We start from the raw sequence: 19,956 nt of genomic DNA, 5'->3' as shown, positions 1-19,956 counted from the left end.
TCAAAAGCAAGCTTTCAATCGTCTCGTTCGACTTGCATGTGTTAAGCACGCCGCCAGCGTTCGTCCTGAGCCAGGATCAAACTCTCCAATAAATTATATTGAAGAACTCAATCAAGCTCTCAATTATTCTATGGTTCACAAATTACTGAAGTAATTTGCGTAAGCGACTCACAAGCAATTAAAATTGCTGTTCGCTGCTTAAAAGAAATTGCCGATTGCTATGTTGTTCATACCAATCGATGTTTTGATTATGAAACCGAAGTTTCATCTAACATCTGGCTTGAATCATGTTGCATGATTCATTCTGCATTGTTTAGTTTTCAGAGAACAATCTCGCTTTATCTGTCAGAACATTTCGAAGTTCCGCTCGATTCAGCTTTTACATCATATCGCATCCGTTTGTGATTGTCAAGAACTTTTTTGAAGTTTTCAACGCTCCAACAACGGAGTGATTTCTTGCCGCCCTTCAGCAGCTTGTGCTATTTGCTGACGACTTGTATTATATTACACGGCTCAGCGTATCTTGTCAACACCCTATTTGCATTTTTCTTCATTTTTTTCCAGCCCTATGCTAGAATATAAGTATCTTTGATACAAAGGAGAATATTTATGGCAATTGCAAGTCTCATCCTGCAGCTTGAACCAGGCAAGGCTGAACAGGTTCAAGCTTCGCTTAGCAGCTTTTCTCAGCTTAACATTGAAAAAACAACGCCAACCGGCGAACTTATCCTTGTCGCTGAAGAATCTAGCCTGACCAAACTCCAGCAGCTCTGTTTTGACTTGGAAAAGATTCCCGGCATACTCGGCGTTCTTCCCAGCTATGTCACCACTGCCGATGAAGATGATACCGACGATTCCCAAAACTAAACTAAGCAAAAAAACGGTTCGCTGACTGTTCCAAGTCTGTGAACCGTTTTTTTGCTTTCAGACTATATCACGCCATCACCACACCCGTTTGAATTGGACAGATGCAGAAATATCCTTGTCATGGGCTCCTTTTTGAAGCTGGGCTTCGCCATTCAAGAACCATCCCTTAGCAAACTCTGTTTCTCCCAGCAGCGAAAATAAGAAATGCGTTTTATCCTGGCTGTTGCGCAGGGTGTAGGACTTGCCATCATAGCCCTCATAGCGGAAGGAAAGTTCCGGATCTGCTCCTGCAAAAGCATGCTTTACGCCAAAGCGCAGACCATAGTTGCCACGTTGCAGATAGCGCTTGAGTTCCAGCCCCAGCTGGCCGGCTACATAAGTATTGTTCATCCCTGCCACATGCTGATTGAAAGTACCTGCTCCATTTTCTTTATAAGCGTCCTGGTTCATCCAGGAAACCTGCAATCCTGCATAGGGGCTTGCATGCCAGATCTTGCCGTCGCTGGCATGCAGGTCATACTTATATTCTCCACCGATCTCTACCAGATTGGCATTATACTTGGCTTCTGCTCCCAGTCCCAGCATGCCAATACCACGGTGCAGTTTGTTTCTGACCCAGCCATAGTCGGCATAGATATACGCATCGGCAGCATCCTTATGGTAGCCCGCATAAACGCCAAACCGGGTGTCATAGACATTCGCACTACCAGACTCTGCCCCTAATCCCATAGCCTGGTAGCTTAGGAACACACCACCCCGCCAGTTTTCATTCATCCAGCGGTCATAGCCGCCAGAGATTCCGCTGCCATGATAGTTTGCCCCACCTTTGAGATTTCCCCAGTTCTTGGTGAACTTCACCCAAGCATTGTTATCCTGAGCTACAGGCAATTCCATATTCATCTTGATGCCATCATCAGCCTTATCGCTGTCGGCCAAATGACTCACCGGAACAGTCACTTCTACTGGCTGCATGGAAAAAGCCGTGCTCAGACGGTCAGAAATCACCCGGCTGACCAAAGTGCTCTGCTGCGCCATGGATACCATCTGCGGCCCTGCCGAGGAGCTGATTTGTGTAAGGGCCTGCTTGGCATCATTCGCATTGAGGCTGTAAAGAGGACGCATCTCTGCCCTGCGGACATCCCCATCCAGACTTTTCTGCATGGTATTCATGGCCTCATAGGCTTCGGCCTGCTGTGCAGTCATTTCTCCCAGATTGTTGGCAGCCTGACTAGTGACCTCTACTATATTATTTTTTATTTTTCCTGTCGTTGAGAGCATACCCGAAGCTTCATAGGGCTTTCCTGCAGTGTTGTCCAAGGTGCCGTTTACCGTTCCGGCTGTCAACACTGTCAATTTCTCACCGGGCAGGGCATTTGTAGCTGATACTATAGAACCATTGACATCGGCCGTTCCATCAACCACAATCTGACCTTTTTTACCGCCAGCATAAGCTTCAAGAATGCCATCGGACTCAAGTTTGCCATGGATCACTTGATTGGTATCTGCCGAGGCTGCGCCAATCGTACCATGATTGATAAATTTGCCGGTGTCAGTGTCGAGCTTCGACTTCATGTCTTTGACCGTAAATGTACCACCATGCAGATAAGCATCTTCTTCGACTTTCACATTTACTACATCAGCCTTGCCGCCATAGGTAAGCTTTCCACCGGTGACACTGACCTTCATATTATCTACACCTGTGATATTACCGCTGTAGTTTATATCCCCATTAAAGTTCAGATTCGTTACCAAGTCGGGGATATATTGGTTATAAACGTATGTTTTGCCGTTGTACTGAATTCTAAGCGGCTCGATTATACTCGTGTCTGTTTTTTTCTCTTCATCCAGATAGGGGGTTTCCGTTTCCTCATCCCAAAAACCATAGTCCTTAGAAAAATGTTTCCATTCTGACTTGATATTTCCCTTGATTTCTGCGCCATTTTTAACGTTGATATTCTTGACAAAGGCATTCCGGCCAATATAAATGGCATTTTCGCCACCTGTGATTTTGCCGGACAGGTTGAAATCGGTTATCATTTCCCCAATTAGCTCATTGGCAGAAGCATTATAGGTGTTATTATCCATAGCGTTCAACGTTAAGTTTGTACCTTTTGTAATATTACCCGTTTTACTATCCACTTTCCGCTCATACCGAATATAAGAGCCACGGTATTCATCGTCGGCACCATTGGAACTGGAACCAAAATTAAATTCAACAGCATTGCCACCACTGCCGCTAGCCGTTACCTTGCCCGCCAGATTCAGATTTTGATTACATCCATAGGCAACAAGAACACCTTTGCCATTTATCCCGTCCGCATGTATTTCCGTTGATTGCGGTACATTTATCGTATTTTTTTCGCCATCAACGCGAATGCCCGCTGCCCCTGTACCCTTCGTCAGAATATTTGCCGACTGCGTAATGGTATTCCCGGCACCATATACATGCAGGCCAATGCCCAGTGGCACCACACTGTAAGCTGAGGTATATGCTGTCCCCGCCGCATTACGCGCCGAATACCCGTGGGTATTGTTAATCGTCTGGTTATTGCCGTAAACGGAATAGCCAAAATAGGCCTTGCGGTCAATATCATAACCCAAATCCTGCATCACGGCCAATTCCGCTTCCATAAAGCCGGTGTAATTGGTATATTGACGATGGCTCATCATACCGGCCGTCTGCAGATGCGAGCCTTCAAAAATATCGCCGCTTTCCCATGCGTTTACAGGCAGCCCTGAAACACCATTAAACTTTGCCCCTGCCAGAGCCTCCGTTACATGATTCCCCACAAAATAGGCAAAATCACCATCATCAACGATAAAATAATCCTTTTGTACAGCTCCGGGCTTATTTTTTTTGATGATATTAAACCCATCTGTTGTCACAATCATCATGCCTGGCTTGGCATGGTTGCCGTTTTTATCCACTAGATGCATAGACCAGCTATTTTTGTCGGTAATATCATCTGCGAATTTATATAAAACTTTCGCGCTTTTCCCTTTGCCATACGGAACATCCTTTTCTGTTACATTGCCATCCCAGTCGCAAGTTTTTCTTGCAATGAGAATGCCCAGCGCATGCCCCAGTTCATGGCGGAAAGTCGCCACCAAATCCGTTGCCTGCTCATTGGTGGGCAAAATGGTATCTGGATCCACCCACCAGCCATCCTCTGCCTTCGCTCCAGTACGTTCTGCTCCAAAGTGCTGCCCGATAAGAACATGTGAAAGTCCGGCATCTCCCCCCGGCGCATTCTTTTCGACGTAGTTTCCCATCAGTTTGAATCGCGCTTCATCGGAAAGGCTATCTGGAATTACTATTCCTGCTAATTTTTTCATATCATAGGTATTCAGTTTTTTCCCATTCTGCATCATCAAAGCCGGATAATTATCCGTAATCACTTTTTGCCCTTTTAAGGAGTAGGTTATCGCCCCGGCATTTTGAAAATTTTTCTGCGTTTTAACAAAAATCTGCCAGGGAGAAGAAAATTTTGACCGCGGAGCAAGTATCCCCGACCAATAGGATGTCGCAGACTTTGTCCCCTCTCTTAATAGTTCCGACAAAGTATACTGTGACCCAAATTCCCCCTCATTAAAGAATTCAAACTCAATAAATTTTTGGCCATTGAAGTAAACATAGTCCGTATCCGATGCCGACGCATGACTGTAAAAGTTAACGCCCATAACCAGCGCTGCCAAAATTGCCAGTTTCTGAGATCTTTTCATAGTATCGCTCCTTCTCTCCCCTCACCCTTACGGTACATCATTCCTGCGCGTCTGCTGTTCCATCTCCTTGGATCAGTCCCTTCCTGTCGGCATCTTTGCTAACTCGGAATTATCTTTACTATTCGTTAAAGATCCTGCATTTACCTGCTTTATCGAACTCCTATAAAAATAATCCCCGGCATACATTTTATTGTATACCGGGGATCACTCTTATAAGATATTTTTCATACACCTTGGCCCTGCCAGTGGACACCGCACGGATACTTTCCACAATATCCATTCGTATCAGGCACCCTTATGCATGCGTTCGCTCCCGCGTACAACACCAGCACGAAAGATTTCCATTTGCTCAGACGACAACCGTGAAAACGCTTCGCTGAGCGGCGAACGGTACCCCCTGGTTATCTCTACTTTATAGGCGTTATTATCAGTCGTACCTTCCTGTCCCAGTTCCTTTTCCTTGCGCGTGCGCCGTGGGCCATAGCGGCTTGTCCTCGCCTCATCAATATTAACACGCGGTGCCGCTGCAATAGATTCCGTCCGGATTTCCAAGCTGACATCCATGTTAATCATCCTCCTCTTGTCTATAGGCGGATATTCATATTCCTACTTATATTATCGCATAAATCTCCTCGAAAAGATAGATTATTTTGATTATTATCGCAAAAAAATATAGTCTGGACAACTACTGTCATCCAGACTATATTCTGTACATCAATCGTCGAGTATGCCGACCCGCTGATAGTATTCCGCCAGAACTTCCTCGCTTTTCCTGCCAGTCTGCTCTGCGATTTCCTCGGCCATCAAATCACACGCCCGCGCCAGATTGGCAAACGTATTGATCATCATATGGAATTTATTGATTTCCGCATAACTGCTCTCAAACGACTGCCGTTCCTTGAGCTGTTCCAAGGCTTCACGTACCGGTTGCTTCACATCTGTCATATAAATGCCCCCCATTGTCATTTTTTCTCTGTATATACTATTTCGTCGTCCCCCAGGAAAAACCTTCTCCCCCAGAAAAATCACTGCAGCATCGCCGCAGCCTCCTGATAAGAGATCAGCTTGGTCCCCAGCTTCCTTGCCTTGACTGCTTTGCTCGACGTGCTGGCAGGGTCGGCAATCACCAGGTAATCCGTATTGCCGCTGACGGCAGCTGCCATCTTCGCGCCCGCCGCCTCGATAAGCCCCTTGTAGAAGCTGCGCGGCTGCCCGTCAGGATCTTTGCCAGTCAGCACAAAGACCTTGCCCGCATATGGCAGCGCCTCCGTATCGACAGCCTGCACCACATAGTCCTGCGGTTTTATATAGCGCAGCAATGTGGCAAAGCGGTCGTGGAAGGTATCGCTCTGCAGGATCTCTTCGGTGCGCGGGCCGATGCCATCGATTTCCTGAAACGCATCCTTGCGCTCCACGGCTTCCAGGATGGCTGCTGCGGTCTGGTATCTTTCTGCCAGCAGCTTGCCGACATTATCGCCAATCCCATCGAACAGCAATGCCTTGACAAACCGCGGGATATCCACTGCTGCCAAAGCTGCATCGATTGCCTCTTTCAACTTGTCCGGGCTCTTCAAATCACGTGTATCCTTGAGATCGGCTGCCGTAATCACATGGCCCTTCTGTGCTTCCGCTGCAATTTTCTGCTTCGTCGATGTCAATTCGGCAAATGGCGTGATGATGGCTTCACGAATCTCATCTGCCGTCAGCGTGAAAATCATATACGGGCCAGCCGCCTCGGCCTTAGCGGGGAAAGTACGCACGATAGCCCTTGCGCGGTCAACGGATAAATCACTGATATCCAGCACATTGCGTTTAGCCAAAAAACCGATCTGTTGTGCGATGCGTTCCTGGCAGTGCGGATTGACGCAGAAGAGATTCGTATCATCCTCATCGGCCGAAGCCGCATTCTCCCGCTGTTCCAGCGGGGCATGGCAGTATGGGCAAGTATCGATGGCCTCGATTGCCACCCCGCCATTATGCTCATAAACAATGACGAGCTGCGGGATGATAAGCTTGGCCTTGATGACGCCAACCTTATCGCCAATCGCCACACCGCCGAGCCGTTTCACGACATTCATGTTGTGCAGGTTGACATTTGACACGACCGTTCCGAGGATATCCACTGGCTCGATATCAGCCACCGGCGTCAGCGCACCAGTTTTGCCGACCTGCCAATGCACATCGCGCACCACACTGCTGACAGGGATCTGGCTCGGTTTCCAGGCAATGGCATTGTTGTCATGATGGTCCGTCGTCCCAAACTTCTGCAGCGAATCGGACCAGTCACATTTGATGACCAAGCCGTCAATCGGATAGCCAAGGTTCTGCTCATAATCCTGATAGATGGCCGGTATCGCTGCTGCAATCTCTGCGGGTGTCTTCTCCGCAAAAGTCAGCATCGGCGAAACCGCAAAAGGGGTATGCACCAGGATATAATCCATCTTTTCCGACTCGCTCCAGTCCACGCCCATGACATCATACGCCTGGAAGCTCAGGTATTTGACGAACTCCGGATGCTTACCGCCCGTGAGGATGGGATTCACGCTGTTGCGCGGATTCGCCCGTTTCTTTTCCTGCTGCGCCTCAAGCTCAACATTCATCTGTTCAAAAGCCGCAAAATCCATATAGACTTCGCCGCGGATAGGATATTCCGCGGTATACGCCACATCCCGCGGATGGCTGGGGAACCGCGTGAGGATATCGCCCTCATCTCCACCACCGCGCGTCACGTACATCGGCTCGCCATTGTGCGGATAGACAACAATGCTGCAGCCATCGAGTTTTGGCTCGACGGCGACGGGCTGGAATTTTTCCAGATACGCCAGCAGTTTATCCGTCTCCGTCTCATCGATTTTCGCTAGCGACTTCGCTTCATGCGGATGCTGGAACTTCGCCTCCCCCAGGTCAGCCCCGGGCACATAGTCGAGATCCTCGCTGCCATACTTTTCGATATAATCGCGGCGCAGGGCATCGTATTCTGCATCGGACAGGATAACCTCGCCCGAATCGCCATAATACACCGCATCGGCTTTCTTTATCTGCGCTAAGTGCTCTTCACGTGTCATATAACTATTGCTCTCCTATTTCACTTGACATATTTTTTCTGATAAATTGCTACAATCCCCTTGGCGATATACGGGAATACCAGCATGATGAACAACAAGCGCGTAAGCTGATACGCAGTCATTGTCGAGATATTGGCGCCAACGGTCAAGGCTGTGATTCCCATCTCCGTGAGGCCGCCCGGGGCCGTGCTCAGAAAAGCAGTAGCAAACGACTCCCCGGTCAGCACCGCCACAGCTGTTCCCATCCCCATCGAAACCAGCAGGACCAGCAGCACGCCACCGATAAGCACCGGCCCCATGCCTTGATAGCTTACGATGCGCTGCAGCTCAATGCTCATCCCGATGAATGCCCCGACGCAGAGCTGGGCTGCATAAAGAAGCGGCTGGGGGACCGCCGGAGCCGGCAGGCCCGTCGCAATGGCAAAACCAGCCGTCACCAGGATTGGCCCGAGCATCGCCGCCGTAGGCAGGTGGAGTTTAGTCCCCACCACAGCTCCCGCAACGGCCACCAAGGCAAACACCAAGGCTGTCGTCATATCAGCAGCCTGCAGCGCTGCCTCCCAGGCACCTTCCCCCACCGATCCGTCCGTCAGGATATGGATGGTCAGGAACGGGATCGTGAATACCACCGCCAGCATGCGCAGTGTCTGCATGATGGTCACGGCCGTCAGATCCACATCCTTCATCTCAGCCGCCAATACGACCATCTGGGACAGCCCACCCGGCACGCAGCCAAGCAGGCAGCTCGTGAAGTTTATCTTCGTCTGTCGATACATGATCCAGCCCGTGAATACGCCGGCACTGACCGTGACCAGCGTCGCCAGCAGCATCAGCGGCAGCTGCTCAGCGATTGCCTGCAGCGTCGCCAGCGTAAAGGGGCGCCCCATCGCATAGCCCAGCAGGACAAGGGCAGCATTGCGCACCTGCAGATTCCAGACCATCGGCTGCTTCTGCACCAATCCCACCAAAGCCACGCTGACGATAGGCCCCAACGTCCATGGCAACGGCGCATGGATAAGCGAAAACAGCACGCCGCCGATTACAGCGGCGATTATCGTACGGATATACGCCATAATGAGCCAAGCCTCTCTTCATTTCATTGCTACCTACATTATAATCGCAATCCACAGGATAAGCCAGCGCTTCCAGGCGAATCAACTGATCTGCCATTGGACATGGCTGCCCTTGTCGCCCTTCGTCACCACGAGCTGATTGTCGATTTCCTGTTTGAGTTCCGTCACATGCGAGATGATGCCGACGAGCTTGGAGCCACCGGCCATCTTCTGCAGGACGCGCACCGCCTCATTGCGGGCGTTGTCATCCAGCGAGCCAAAGCCCTCGTCGATGAACAGCACATCAAGATGGATGGACGTCCGGTTGGCCTGGATCTGATCCGAAAGCCCTAGCGCCAGCGACAGCGCCGCCATGAACGACTCGCCACCGGACAAGGTCTGGATCGCCCGATCCTTCCCTGTGACGGTATGGAACACCTTCAGATCAAGGCCATGGTTGCCCCCGCGTGCCGCCTCTGCATCATCGAGCATCTGCAGCTCGAACTGATTGCCCGACATCGCACGGAACCGGCGATTGGCCGCACTCAGGATCTGTTGCAGATAGCAGCGCTGGACATACGTCTCGATATCCATGCGAGCCCCGCTGCGTTTGCCCGATAGCCTCTCATACAGATTGCTGACACTGCGCGCCGTCTTGCCCAGCGCCGCGCGCGAATCCAGCTGCTGCCTGAGATACTCCAGTGCCCGCTTGTCGCAGTCGGCCTGCCCATTGATGCGTGCCAGCCGCTCCGCCGCCTGGGCCAGACTGGCCCGCGCAGCCTCGCGCTTTTCCCGGAGCGTTCCGACATCGGGCAGCGTCTGCCCTGCCACGACCTTCTCAGCAGCCTCCAGCCTGCCTGCTGCCGCATGATATGCATCACGCCAGGCCTGGACTTCCTGCTGCATCGTCTCTGCGCGTTTTTCCTCATACGCGCCGGCAACTGCCTGCCAGTTCTCTTCGCTCAAGCCTTTTTCCTGCAAAGCCTGCTGATAAGCAAGCTGCAGTTCCTGGCTCTTATGCTGCTTGTCCGGCAGTTCCTGCTGGCAGCGGTTGAGGATGGTCTGTGCCTCAGCCAGCTTTGCCTGTAGTTCCTTGGCCACCTGGTCGGCGCGGCCATAGGCTTCTTCGCACCTAGTAAGTCCGTCCTTGGCCTTTGCTCTTGTGCTTTCGGCCTCCTCCCGTGTCGCAAAGGACAGCTTGCCGAGCAGCAGCTGCCGTGTCTTGGCAGCAGTATCCTGCTGGTTCCTGGCCTGCTGGCACTTTTCCGTCAACGCATCTTTATCGTCCTGCAGCTTCTTGAGCATTTCCGCTGACTTGTCAAGCTGCTGCTGGATTTCTTCCAGCGTCCCGATCTGACCGGTCAGCTTGCGCATATCCTCCTCGCAGGCTGCCAGCTGCTGGCGGACTTTCTGATAGATCTCGTTCAGCGTAGCTGCCCTCTCACAGCCAGGTACCTTTTGGCGCAGTTTCGCCAGTGACATGTCAAACTGCTCTTTTGACTTGTCAAAATTGACTTTTGCCTCGCCGGAATCCGCAGCGGCTTTCTGCTGCTTATTGTTAAGCTCCGCCACCTCAGCGGCCAGCCGCTCCAAGTCTTCCCGTGCCAAGGGCTTCGCCGCCTCGGCCAGTACATGGGGATGCGGGTGCTCGAGGGAGCCACAGACTGGGCATGGCTGGCCGCTGACCAGGGATTCTGCGAGGATTCCCGCCTGCGCATTGAGGAATACCTGCTGTTCCCGCTCATACCGCACCTGCTTCTCCTGATAGAGCCGCTGGGCCTCCTGGAACAGCACCTTGGCGCCTTCTGCTGTCTCCTCTGCCTTTTTCATCTTTTTGCCCAGATTGATGCCATCGTTGACCTCAGCCTCGTATTGCAAGAACGCCTGCTTTTGCTGCTCGAGCTGGCCCTGCTTTATTCTTGCCTCTGGCAGCGCCTTCACCTGCTGCTGCCAGCCCCCGGCCTGTTCCTGATAAGCAGCCAGCTTCTGCCGGGCCTGCTCCGCGGCAGCTTCTGCCACCTGCGCAGCCTGGGCAGCCTTTTGCAGCTCCTCATTTTTCGCCGCCACTTCAGCGAAGATATCCAGCGCCGCCTTGACCTCAGCCTGCACCTGGCCAAAGACTTCAGCCGCCTTATCCTGCTCCGCCTTGGCCGCCGTCACAGCTGTCGCCGCGGCAGCTGACTGCTGGCGAAGTTCCGGCAGAGCCTTTTGCTGCTGCTGCTGCAGATCTTCAGTATCTGCTACCACCTTCTGCTGGCTTTCCCAAGCCTTGTACGCATTCTGGATGGCATAGGCCGCCCGGATTCTCCGTGCACAGCTCTCCGCCTCCGCCATGGCTGCCTCCTGCTGCTTATAGCCCTGCCAGCTTTCCCTGGCCTCCGCCAGCTGGTCAAAGGCCCGCTTCACGGCCTCGGCCTTTGTCAGCTCGACATTGCCCGCATCGTAAGCCTGCTGCGCAGCCTCAGACTCGGCCGACGCCTTTTCTGCCTCATGCGCCAGTACATCGCAGGCTGCCGCCAGGTAGGTCTGCAGTGTCTCGAAATCGACCAGGCTTGGCGTCTTATCCTTGCGTATCTTGCGCAGGAGTTCCTCCATCCCCGTCTGCTCAACGAAGTTTGCCGGAATGATGATGTCCTCGGCCCTGGCCTTGCAGACTTGCAGGATATTCTGCAGCGCTTCGCGATACTGATTGTTGCGCTCGCCCAACCGGCTGACAATCTCCTCGAAGATTTCCGTATGGAACAAGCGGCGGAAGATTTCCCGTTTATCACTCGTCGGCGCGCGCAGGATGCGCATGAAATCCCCCTGCGCAATCATGCCGACCTGCATGAACTGTTCCTTCGTCAGGCCGACAAGTTCCCGGAGCTTGGCATTGATGGCATCCTTATTGCCCGGATAATCCGTATGGTCCGGCAGCGTGAGCGTCACCGACTCCTTCTCCCCGGTCTCCGCATTACCGCGCTTGGTCTTGCGCCGATGATTCGGGACACGGTGCACGATATAGATCTGCTCCTGTCCCCCCACCGTCTCGCTGAAGGCCAGCTCCACAAATGGCGTCACATCCAGCGCCGCATACTGGCTCTGCAGATTCGGAATGGCCGCATTCTTGCGGTCATTCTTCTCGCTCTTATCGCCATACAGCGCATAGACGATTGCATCAAAGATCGTCGTCTTGCCCGCACCGGTATCCCCCGTCACCAAAAAAAGATTCTGGGTCGGTTTCGTGAAATCAATGACCGCCCGTTCCCCATAGGAACCGAAGGCCTGTATCGTCAATTGGATCGGTTTCATTTTCCAGCCTCCTGTACCTCATTGATGACCGACGCCAACAGCGTCTCTTCCTCCGCATCCATATCCTGCAGGAAATCCCGGCAGAGATCGAAGGGCGAAAGCTGCACTGCCATTTCCCTTTCCAGTGGGTAATCCGCCTGCTCCCTGTTCTCACGTCCCACATGCAGCAAGTGCGGGAAACAGGCCATAAGCCTGTCCCGCGTATCTCCCGCCAGGTAATCATCCGCATCGGTGAGCGTGATGCTGACATAATCCCCGGATGGCTGTGCGAGCACATTGGCCAGCGTATCCTTGATGGTACGCACCTGCCGCAAAGGCTTCAAGGGCAGGACCGTCGTCGCCACGTCGCCCTTCGCCCCCAGCTCCACCTCTATCACGCCCTTCTGCTGTCCCTCCTCACTGAACGAACAAGCCAGCGGCGTGCCGCAATAGCGGCAGCAATCCCTGCCATTCAACCGCTGTGCCTTATGGATATGACCAAGCGCCGCATAATCAAAGCGGTTCAGGATATCTCCCTGCACCGAGTCGATATTGCCGACGGTGACCAGCTCCGATGCCGACCGTTCGATGGTATCGTCCTTCCCTGTGGACAAGTAAAACTGATGGCTGACCAATACATTGCGTTCCTGCTCTGCCAGCTCCTCCCGTAAGATCAGCCGATGCACCGCCTCATCATACGAGAAATTGTTGCCATCCTTGTCCGTCCCCGTAATCAGCTTGACCATCGACGGCTTCACAAAGGGCAGTAGATAAAAATTCACCGGCCCATACTCGTCCGTCAAAGTGACCTTGGCAATCGTCTCGGCAGGCAGCGCAGGCGGACGGCCGATCATATGGATGTGCTGCCGGGCCAGTACCTGCCGGAATACATTGACACGCTCTGCACTATCATGGTTGCCCGAAATCATCATGATCTCTGCCTGCGGCACTCTCCGTGCCAGCGCTGTGACAAACCGGTCAAACCGCGCCACTGCCTCAGCCGAGGGAACCGCCTTGTCATAGATATCCCCGGCAATCACTATGGCATCCGGCTGCCGCTCCTCTGCCAGCCGGACAATCTCCTGCAGGATATGTTCCTGATCCTCTGCCAGATCATGATTCATCAGTTTCAAACCGATATGCAAATCGGAAAGATGAAAAAAACGCATAATCTCCCTCTTTTCGTCCACGATAATTCTCTGCTACCAGTATACCATGGCTAAAAAACAAAAGCAGGAAAATCACCCGCAGATGATTTTCCTGCTTATCTTTATCGGTCAGGCAACTGCCTCAATCCTTCTCCAGCTGCAAGAGCTTCTCGGCAGCATCCTGTAAGTAGATGTTCTCCAGCGTTTCCACCTGGCCAGCATCGCACTCAGCCGCAAGCCTCGGATCCATCGGGATGCGCCCCAGGATCTCGAGCTTATACTGATCGGCAATCTCCTGCAGATGGCTCTTGCCGAAAATCTCATGTTTCTTGCCACAATCCGGGCACTGGAAGTAGCTCATATTCTCCACGAGGCCCAGGATCGGCACATTCATCGCCGATGCCATCTTGACAGCCTTTTCGACAATCATCGAGACGAGCTCCTGTGGGCTCGTGACGATGACAATGCCATCCAGCTTGATCGACTGCATGACCGTCAACGGCACATCGCCAGTCCCCGGCGGCATATCGATGAACATATAGTCGATATCATTCCAGATGAAATCATGCCAGAACTGCTTGACGACACCGCTGAGAATCGGGCCGCGCCAAACCACCGGGTCACTGCCGTTCTCAAGCAGCAGATTCATGCTGACGATATCGATACCGCCAGACGTCGTCGCCGGATAAGCCCCAGCCTCACTGCCACAGATTTCAGCACTGACACCAAACATCTTCGGAATCGAAGGACCTGTGATATCCGCATCGATGATGCCGACATGGCGGCCTTTGCGCGACATAGCCTCCGAAAGCAGACCCGTGACGAGGGATTTGCCAACGCCGCCTTTGCCGCTTACCACTGCAATAACGTGACGGATCTCACTGAGCTCATGCGGAGCCTCATGCATATCTTTCTTACGCGTATCCGATCCGCAGGTTGTCCCACACGAACTGCAATCATGATTGCATTCTTCTGCCATACGATTAGCCTCCTAAACTGCTCCTTATAAAACACATTATTTGCTGCAATTAATGGCAGCCATGGTCACCGCAGGTATGGCCTGCCTCACCATGACCATGATGATTGCAATGAACAGCCGGATTGTAATCGAGCGAACCTGCCAGCAGTGCCTCCACAGCCTCATCTGCCGAGCCATTGCAGCCGCCATAAAGGGTAATACCAGCAGCAGCCAGTGCATTCTGCGCACCAGCGCCGATGCCACCGCAAATCAGCGTATCGATAGCCTGCTGCTGCAGGATGCCAGCCAGTGCACCGTGGCCCTGACCATTCGTACCGATAACTTCAGCGCTGACTACCTTGTTGTCCTCAACCGTATATACCTTGAACTCACTCGTCTTGCCAAAATGCTGGAAAATCTGGCCATTATCATAAGTCACTGCAATCTTCATCTTAATACATCCTTTCTTTCTATAGGGACAATGACGACTGCGCAAGCAATCCTCATCTTCTTGACAGATCTCATAGTCGCCGCCAGTAATCTTGAGCGGCCGGCCTTCGACCAGACAGGAGGCAATGCGCTTACGCGCCGCCGTGTAAAGCGCCTGAACGGTAGTCCTGGCTACCCCCATCTGCTCGGAACACTCCTGCTGGTTCATGCCATGGTAGTCCATAAGACGTATCGTCTCATATTCTTCCACCGGCATAAACACTATCGGCTTATCCTTCGCGGCCTCTCCGGCACCAAACTCCTGATACGCAGGCAATGAGCAAATCTTCTTCTTCTTTGCCGGTCTCGCCATAACGGCCTCCTTTTATTGACATATGTCACTAAATAAATTATAACTCTATTTTGTCATATGTCAATAACTATCTTTTTCTGTCCATCCCCACGAAAGGTTTTCAGCCTTGCAGTTTCTTGTCAGCGTACTGCAGCAGGATATGCGCACTCTTGCGATTCGTTGCCAGCGGGATATCGTGAACATCGCATAATCTGAGCAGCGCATTGATATCCGGCTCATGCGGCTGCGACGTCAACGGATCGCGCAGAAAAATCACATAGTCAACCTGCTCCGTAGCCACCCGCGCACCAATCTGCTGATCGCCGCCCAGCGGGCCAGACATCATCGTCTCCACATCGAGCTGATAGTTCTCATTGATAAGCGTACCGGTCGTCCGCGTAGCAATCAGATGGAAATGCTGCAGCAAATCCTTATGATGCCCCACAAAATCAAGCATCTCATCTTTCTTTTTGTCGTGTGCAATAAGCGCAATGGTCTGCATAACAAGACTCCTCTCAAATAGATAGATAAAACAATTTCTGTTATTTATTCTGTAAAGTTCTTTCTATATCCTTTTTTGATGGCAAAAAGTTTATGAAAAACTGTATTTTGACCTATTGACTTTTTGACCTTTAAGACTATAATAAGAATTGAAAAAGATATTTCACACTTCTTTATGAAAGGGGATCGATTTTATGTTTGGGTTAATTCCATTTGGCAGAAGAAACACGATGGCAACGGTAGATGACGATTTCGATCGCCTCTTCGACTTCATGAACCAGCCGCTTTCCACCTTGTTCAAGGATGCAGGCTTCACTGGCAGCTCCTTCAAAGTCGATGTGAAGGACAATGGCACGAGTTATGAGCTCAAAGCTGAACTCCCCGGTCTGACGAAAGATGATATAAATCTCACCTACCAGAACAACTACCTCACGATTTCTACCAAGAAAGAGGAGTCGCACGACGAAAAGGACGAACATGGCAACTACATTCGCCGGGAACGGTACAGTGGCAGCATGAGCCGCTCGTTCTACATCGACAACATCGAAGAGAGCCGGTGCACGGCTGAATTCCAGAACGGCATCCTGACCGTCACGCTGCCCAAGTCAGCTGCGACAATCGATACGCCGAAACAGATTCCCATCCGCACCATTGAGTAATGTTGACACGATCTGACCGGTCAACTGCTCCCCAAACGAAGGGGCGCCAGATAGATTCTCCTATCTGGCGCCCCTTTTGACATGTCAATGATGGCGCACGACCTCAAACCGCCAAAGCTGGCACGCTTCCTCCTCACCGATGTTCCCCTTGCGGCGCGCAATAGCAAGCTGCTGCTCCACCGTGTCAACACCATCCAGATCTGGCAAGAGCAACCCACGGCGTTCGCCGCACTGCACGATGACACCATACCGTTTGACATCGAGCTCTGCACTTGATGCAATCGGCTCGGGCTCAGTCAGGACATCGACCTTGTAGACAAGCTGATCAAGTTCTGCTGGCTGGACAGCCGCAAAACGCGGATCGCGCGTGCCAGCCGAAACGGCATTATAGAGGATTTCCTCTGCCAGATTCGCCCGCACCGGCAGGATGGTGCCAATGCACCCACGCAAGGCTCCATCCTTATGGATAGAGACGAAGGCTCCCGCATGCCCCGACAGGATTTCTGCTGGCAAGTCCTCTGGCAGCGAAGCATATGACTTCGTCTTCACATACGTCTCCAGACTGTGCCGCGCCAGCCGCACCCAGGCATCTTCCTGAGCACGGCAGCGTGCGAGCTCCGCCTGCTCCTGCCGTACCAATTGCTCGCCGATGGCACGCGATGCATCTGCCCCGCCAGGCCAGAAGAACGCCACGCCATAACCAACGCCAAACGGTCCCTCATAGGACAGCAGCTCCGCCTTCACCTGGCGGCGGTCCATAGCACCAGCCAGGATCCAGAACGCCCGCAGGCCACACTCGGCTGCCTTTTCCGCCAGTTCGGCCGGCGTCGTCAGCAGCGACAGGAAATCAGCCGCCCCGAGATCCTTGGCCAGCTTCTCATCCAGCACCGGCCCCTCCGCAGCAAAACCGTAAGGACCGTCGGCCTTGAGCTTGTGCGACCAATCGCCGCTGGCCACCAGGACCGCCCGCCGTCCCAAGCGCTCAGCCACAGCCGCCAGCTGTTGCCCGAGCCGATAGTGCTCGCGCGCCGGCACCCCGCCGATGCCAATGCGCACTGCCTGGAATCGCTGCCAATGCTTCTGCAGGAAATACAGCGGAATCATTGTGCCATGGTCAAGGGCCGGATTCTTCTCCCCCAAGGTCCCGGCGGGAATATCCGCTGCCGCACACGCCTCGCTCAGCGCTGCAACGAACTCCGCATCGTAGGCAGCCGAAACCTTCACCGCCGGTGCTCCGAATCGGCCGAAATCGCCAGCCGCACCAGTGCCCGGCGATATATGGCAGTAATCCGCATACATGACCGAATGCGGACTTACGACAATCACCAGATCAGGCTGCAGGGCAGCCGCCCGCGCCATCACCTTTTCATATGCCTCCACGGTCTTGGCGATTCCCCGTTCCTGTCCGCGTCCGACCTCTGGAATGATAAGCGGCGGATGCGGCACCGCCATCGCTGCCATTATCCCCATAGTGATCCCCCCTCACAATCAGCAATTCCCCGTATACACATAGCGCAGTGAGCTGCGCGCCACCTCCGCCAGCTTGTAGACGACAGCCACTGGTGTCGCTGGCACCTCCGACTGCCAGCGCGGAAAATACCGGCTCACATGCAGCGGCAAGTCCACCGATAACGACGCCAGCCATTCTGCTTCCGCAGCCATTTCCGTGGCACTGTCATTGAGCCCCGGCACCACCAATGTCGTCACCTCCACATGCGTCACGGCTGCTGCCGCCGCGATATTCTGCTTCACCGCCGCCAGACTGCCGCCGCAGACATCATAGACTTGCTGCCGCCAGCCCTTCAAGTCGATATTGAAGGCATCCACCAGTGGCAGCAGTGCCTGGAAGGGCCCTGCATTTATCATACCGTTGGTCACCAGTACCACCTTGAGCCCCGCCTCATGCAGCAGCTTTGCCGTATCACGCACGAATTCATAGCCTATAAGCGGCTCATTGTAGGTGAACGCCACGCCGAGATTGCCTGCGGGCCTGGCCGCCAGCTCCTTGGCCAAGTCCACGAGATCTGCTGGCATCACATCCTGCGTGGCAAACTCTGCTCCCGCCTGTGATATCCCGTGATTCTGGCAGAACGGACAGCGCAGATTGCAGCCAAAGCTGCCGACAGATAAGATATAGCTCCCGGGATGGAAACGAGCCAAGGGCTTTTTCTCAATGGGGTCTAAGGCCACCGAGGTCAGCCGGCCATAATTCTGTGCTACCACTTTCCCCTCACGGCAAATCCGCCCCCGGCACCAGCCCACCTGTCCCTCGGCCAGCTGGCAGCCTCGCGGGCATAAATCGCATACTACCCGAACCATCGCCATCCCCCCTGCTGCGTGTCTAACCGCTTCCGCTTATTTGCCGCCTTTCTGTCCCAACAGACGATCCAAGGCCGCCCTTACTTCAAACGCTGGAATCTTCTCCTGCTCTAAACGCTTGGCTGCCGCTGGCTGACAAGTCAAATACTGCCAGCAAGCCTGCTCCTCCCCGGTCAACGCATCCGGCATTGCCCATTCATTTCCCGTATCTGCCACCATAAAATGACGATATCTTGCCGCGATATCCTTCGCCATCAAAAAAGATTTTACCTGGGGATATTTCTGCCGCACCCGCGCTAAGATCGCAAAACCATTGCGGTCCATATCACCCCAATACCATAAGGCGGACTGCTTTTTCAGCCAAGAGATTTCCTGCAAATCGCTCAGAATGCCATTGCCTGCCCCAAACAAAATCAAACCATCCTCCACCTCGGGAAACACATAGCCATTGATTTTGTTTTCGGTTATGAACACGCGGCCAAAAGTCAAATCCAGCTTTGCCAGCTGCTGTGCCGTAACCACGATTTCCCGCAGCCCCGCAAAGGTCTTGCGGGCATCTAACGACCGCACATAGATATTTGGCGAGGGAGCAGATTTCGTAAGGGAAAGCGCCTGGCAAAAATCGTCGAAGGTCTTGCCAGTGAGATTCGGACGTACCGCAAAAAACACAGCGGCCGTAAGTTTCTGATTATCCTCGATGAATTTCGTATCGACATACGGGATATCCAGTTCCCGCAAATAACAATTTGTCTTGGGCGTGCCCGAAAAATACTGGGCAATCCGGTAAATCATTTCCGCCATATGCTCATCCGCCAAGATTTTCTCGCGTACCATGACACAGGCCGGCAACACCGCCGGATAATCGGCCTTGATTTTCTCCACGCACTGGCAAAACACCCTGAAATCCTTAGCCTCACCTAAATAACAAAGAACATCCACCGCCGAATCGAAATGAATCCGTACGGGATAATCATGCTGAATCCCCAAGCCTTTGGGCTTGCGATTGGCGGTTTCGACTCGCCAAGGCTCCTTTGACTGCTTCCAAAAGGCTGCCCATTCCGCCCGTTTGTGGAGCTGCCCCACACTACTTGCGAGCTCGTCTGGCTCTGTCAATTTGTAGGAATAGGAAAATGGCTCCTCCCGTAACGCTGTCAGCCAAAGGGCTGGTAATTTCCGGCCGTTCTTGCCCAATAGTTTCGCGCGCAGTTCCTCGTCATATGCCTTCGTCATTTCCTCACCGTCTCTCCTGTAAGTCAATCCATCGCATAGCCTAAATACGCAAATACATTGCGCAGTGGTTCCCTGTCGCGGATATCGAGCCAATCGTCAGGGCGGCTGTTGTCGTCAGTCAATATCAGCAGATAGTCGAGCACCATACGGCGCGCAGCCCATAGGCCGACCTCATTGGCGGTCAGACGCGTGCCTGCCATGCGTACCGTCGCTGGCATATAGCTTTCCGCCATGATCAGATCCGCTAGCACCGGCACCACTGCCTCCAGCTCTGTCCAAACCCGCAACGGCTCCGCTTCTTCGGGCTTCCCCCATACAGGGCTTGCGGCCACGATGCGATAGGCCAGCCGCAGGGCATGCTGCTGGACAATTCGCCCCATAGC

Annotated in this window: 16 protein-coding genes and 1 rRNA gene; 2 read left to right on the top strand and 15 right to left on the bottom strand. The window is 53.1% G+C overall.

Going from position 1 to position 19,956, the window contains the following annotated elements; all coding sequences use genetic code 11:
* Nucleotides 1-92 (bottom strand): 16S ribosomal RNA (locus BM181_RS01120); the annotation flags it as partial.
* A 517-nt stretch (nucleotides 93-609) separates the two neighbouring features.
* Here BM181_RS01120 and BM181_RS01115 point away from each other — a divergent pair.
* A complete protein-coding gene (locus tag BM181_RS01115; protein WP_075441615.1) occupies nucleotides 610-867 on the top strand; it encodes a chaperone NapD in 258 nt (85 codons plus the stop codon).
* Nucleotides 868-942: 75 nt separating this feature from the next.
* Here the strand turns inward: BM181_RS01115 and BM181_RS01110 are convergent, their stop codons facing one another.
* The 10 genes from BM181_RS01110 to BM181_RS01065 all read right to left on the bottom strand — a co-directional run bounded on the left by BM181_RS01110 (nucleotide 943) and on the right by BM181_RS01065 (nucleotide 15,366).
* Nucleotides 943-4,590, bottom strand: a complete 3,648-nt coding sequence (locus BM181_RS01110) for an autotransporter outer membrane beta-barrel domain-containing protein (protein ID WP_075441613.1) — start codon at nucleotides 4,588-4,590, stop codon at nucleotides 943-945.
* 285 nt (nucleotides 4,591-4,875) lie between these two features.
* Nucleotides 4,876-5,154 (bottom strand): hypothetical protein, encoded by a 279-nt coding sequence (locus BM181_RS01105; RefSeq protein WP_075441611.1) that lies wholly within the window; start codon nucleotides 5,152-5,154, stop codon nucleotides 4,876-4,878.
* A 150-nt stretch (nucleotides 5,155-5,304) separates the two neighbouring features.
* Entirely contained in the window at nucleotides 5,305-5,535 is a 231-nt protein-coding gene (locus BM181_RS01100; RefSeq protein WP_143092066.1) for a hypothetical protein, read from the bottom strand.
* An 80-nt stretch (nucleotides 5,536-5,615) separates the two neighbouring features.
* A complete protein-coding gene (locus BM181_RS01095; protein ID WP_075441607.1) occupies nucleotides 5,616-7,655 on the bottom strand; it encodes a BRCT domain-containing protein in 2,040 nt (679 codons plus the stop codon).
* Nucleotides 7,656-7,675: 20 nt separating this feature from the next.
* Nucleotides 7,676-8,728, bottom strand: a complete 1,053-nt coding sequence (locus BM181_RS01090) for an AbrB family transcriptional regulator (protein ID WP_075441605.1) — start codon at nucleotides 8,726-8,728, stop codon at nucleotides 7,676-7,678.
* 81 nt (nucleotides 8,729-8,809) lie between these two features.
* A complete protein-coding gene (locus BM181_RS01085) occupies nucleotides 8,810-11,998 on the bottom strand; it encodes an AAA family ATPase (RefSeq protein WP_075441603.1) in 3,189 nt (1,062 codons plus the stop codon).
* Complete coding sequence (locus BM181_RS01080; RefSeq protein ID WP_075441601.1) at nucleotides 11,995-13,146, bottom strand: exonuclease SbcCD subunit D; 1,152 nt, start codon at nucleotides 13,144-13,146, stop codon at nucleotides 11,995-11,997. The genes BM181_RS01085 and BM181_RS01080 overlap by 4 nt, the downstream gene beginning before the upstream one ends.
* Before the next feature lie 121 nt (nucleotides 13,147-13,267).
* Complete coding sequence (locus BM181_RS01075; RefSeq protein WP_075441599.1) at nucleotides 13,268-14,104, bottom strand: Mrp/NBP35 family ATP-binding protein; 837 nt, start codon at nucleotides 14,102-14,104, stop codon at nucleotides 13,268-13,270.
* Between the two features lie 49 nt (nucleotides 14,105-14,153).
* Nucleotides 14,154-14,885 carry a DUF134 domain-containing protein gene (locus BM181_RS01070; protein WP_075441597.1) on the bottom strand — a complete coding sequence of 244 codons (732 nt, stop codon included), beginning with the start codon at nucleotides 14,883-14,885 and terminating at the stop codon, nucleotides 14,154-14,156.
* A 100-nt stretch (nucleotides 14,886-14,985) separates the two neighbouring features.
* Nucleotides 14,986-15,366 carry a methylglyoxal synthase gene (locus BM181_RS01065; protein ID WP_075441595.1) on the bottom strand — a complete coding sequence of 127 codons (381 nt, stop codon included), beginning with the start codon at nucleotides 15,364-15,366 and terminating at the stop codon, nucleotides 14,986-14,988.
* 229 nt (nucleotides 15,367-15,595) lie between these two features.
* Between BM181_RS01065 and BM181_RS01060 the strand changes: the two genes are divergently transcribed.
* The gene (locus BM181_RS01060) at nucleotides 15,596-16,024 is read left to right on the top strand and encodes an Hsp20/alpha crystallin family protein (RefSeq protein ID WP_369407307.1); all 429 of its coding nucleotides are present in this window, start codon (nucleotides 15,596-15,598) and stop codon (nucleotides 16,022-16,024) included.
* Between the two features lie 84 nt (nucleotides 16,025-16,108).
* Here the strand turns inward: BM181_RS01060 and amrA are convergent, their stop codons facing one another.
* The 4 genes from amrA to BM181_RS01040 are packed head-to-tail and all read right to left on the bottom strand — an operon-like array spanning nucleotide 16,109 to nucleotide 19,953.
* Entirely contained in the window at nucleotides 16,109-17,494 is a 1,386-nt protein-coding gene (gene amrA, locus BM181_RS01055; protein ID WP_075441591.1) for an AmmeMemoRadiSam system protein A, read from the bottom strand.
* 18 nt (nucleotides 17,495-17,512) lie between these two features.
* Nucleotides 17,513-18,349 (bottom strand): AmmeMemoRadiSam system radical SAM enzyme, encoded by an 837-nt coding sequence (gene amrS, locus BM181_RS01050; protein WP_075441589.1) that lies wholly within the window; start codon nucleotides 18,347-18,349, stop codon nucleotides 17,513-17,515.
* Between the two features lie 30 nt (nucleotides 18,350-18,379).
* The gene (locus BM181_RS01045; RefSeq protein WP_075441587.1) at nucleotides 18,380-19,573 is read right to left on the bottom strand and encodes a DUF3322 and DUF2220 domain-containing protein; all 1,194 of its coding nucleotides are present in this window, start codon (nucleotides 19,571-19,573) and stop codon (nucleotides 18,380-18,382) included.
* Between the two features lie 23 nt (nucleotides 19,574-19,596).
* Nucleotides 19,597-19,953 carry a hypothetical protein gene (locus BM181_RS01040; RefSeq protein WP_075441585.1) on the bottom strand — a complete coding sequence of 119 codons (357 nt, stop codon included), beginning with the start codon at nucleotides 19,951-19,953 and terminating at the stop codon, nucleotides 19,597-19,599.
* Between the last annotated feature and the right edge of the window lie 3 nt (nucleotides 19,954-19,956).

This window comes from Pseudoselenomonas ruminantium (assembly GCF_900113715.1).
Lineage (GTDB): Bacteria > Bacillota > Negativicutes > Selenomonadales > Selenomonadaceae > Selenomonas_A > Selenomonas_A caprae.
This window is presented reverse-complemented; position numbering and strand designations above follow the sequence as displayed.

What these genes read in the sequence shown, in the direction of transcription:
- amrS (WP_075441589.1), bottom strand. Translation starts at nt 18,349, where the DNA reads ATGGCGATGGTTCGGGTAGTATGCGATTTATGCCCGCGAGGCTGCCAG.
- BM181_RS01090 (WP_075441605.1), bottom strand. Translation starts at nt 8,728, where the DNA reads ATGGCGTATATCCGTACGATAATCGCCGCTGTAATCGGCGGCGTGCTG.
- BM181_RS01065 (WP_075441595.1), bottom strand. Translation starts at nt 15,366, where the DNA reads ATGCAGACCATTGCGCTTATTGCACACGACAAAAAGAAAGATGAGATG.
- BM181_RS01075 (WP_075441599.1), bottom strand. Translation starts at nt 14,104, where the DNA reads ATGGCAGAAGAATGCAATCATGATTGCAGTTCGTGTGGGACAACCTGC.
- BM181_RS01095 (WP_075441607.1), bottom strand. Translation starts at nt 7,655, where the DNA reads ATGACACGTGAAGAGCACTTAGCGCAGATAAAGAAAGCCGATGCGGTG.
- BM181_RS01070 (WP_075441597.1), bottom strand. Translation starts at nt 14,885, where the DNA reads ATGGCGAGACCGGCAAAGAAGAAGAAGATTTGCTCATTGCCTGCGTAT.
- BM181_RS01060 (WP_369407307.1), top strand. Translation starts at nt 15,596, where the DNA reads ATGGCAACGGTAGATGACGATTTCGATCGCCTCTTCGACTTCATGAAC.
- BM181_RS01085 (WP_075441603.1), bottom strand. Translation starts at nt 11,998, where the DNA reads ATGAAACCGATCCAATTGACGATACAGGCCTTCGGTTCCTATGGGGAA.
- BM181_RS01110 (WP_075441613.1), bottom strand. Translation starts at nt 4,590, where the DNA reads ATGAAAAGATCTCAGAAACTGGCAATTTTGGCAGCGCTGGTTATGGGC.
- BM181_RS01040 (WP_075441585.1), bottom strand. Translation starts at nt 19,953, where the DNA reads ATGGGGCGAATTGTCCAGCAGCATGCCCTGCGGCTGGCCTATCGCATC.
- BM181_RS01105 (WP_075441611.1), bottom strand. Translation starts at nt 5,154, where the DNA reads ATGGATGTCAGCTTGGAAATCCGGACGGAATCTATTGCAGCGGCACCG.
- BM181_RS01100 (WP_143092066.1), bottom strand. Translation starts at nt 5,535, where the DNA reads ATGACAGATGTGAAGCAACCGGTACGTGAAGCCTTGGAACAGCTCAAG.
- BM181_RS01045 (WP_075441587.1), bottom strand. Translation starts at nt 19,573, where the DNA reads ATGACGAAGGCATATGACGAGGAACTGCGCGCGAAACTATTGGGCAAG.
- amrA (WP_075441591.1), bottom strand. Translation starts at nt 17,494, where the DNA reads ATGGGGATAATGGCAGCGATGGCGGTGCCGCATCCGCCGCTTATCATT.
- BM181_RS01115 (WP_075441615.1), top strand. Translation starts at nt 610, where the DNA reads ATGGCAATTGCAAGTCTCATCCTGCAGCTTGAACCAGGCAAGGCTGAA.
- BM181_RS01080 (WP_075441601.1), bottom strand. Translation starts at nt 13,146, where the DNA reads ATGCGTTTTTTTCATCTTTCCGATTTGCATATCGGTTTGAAACTGATG.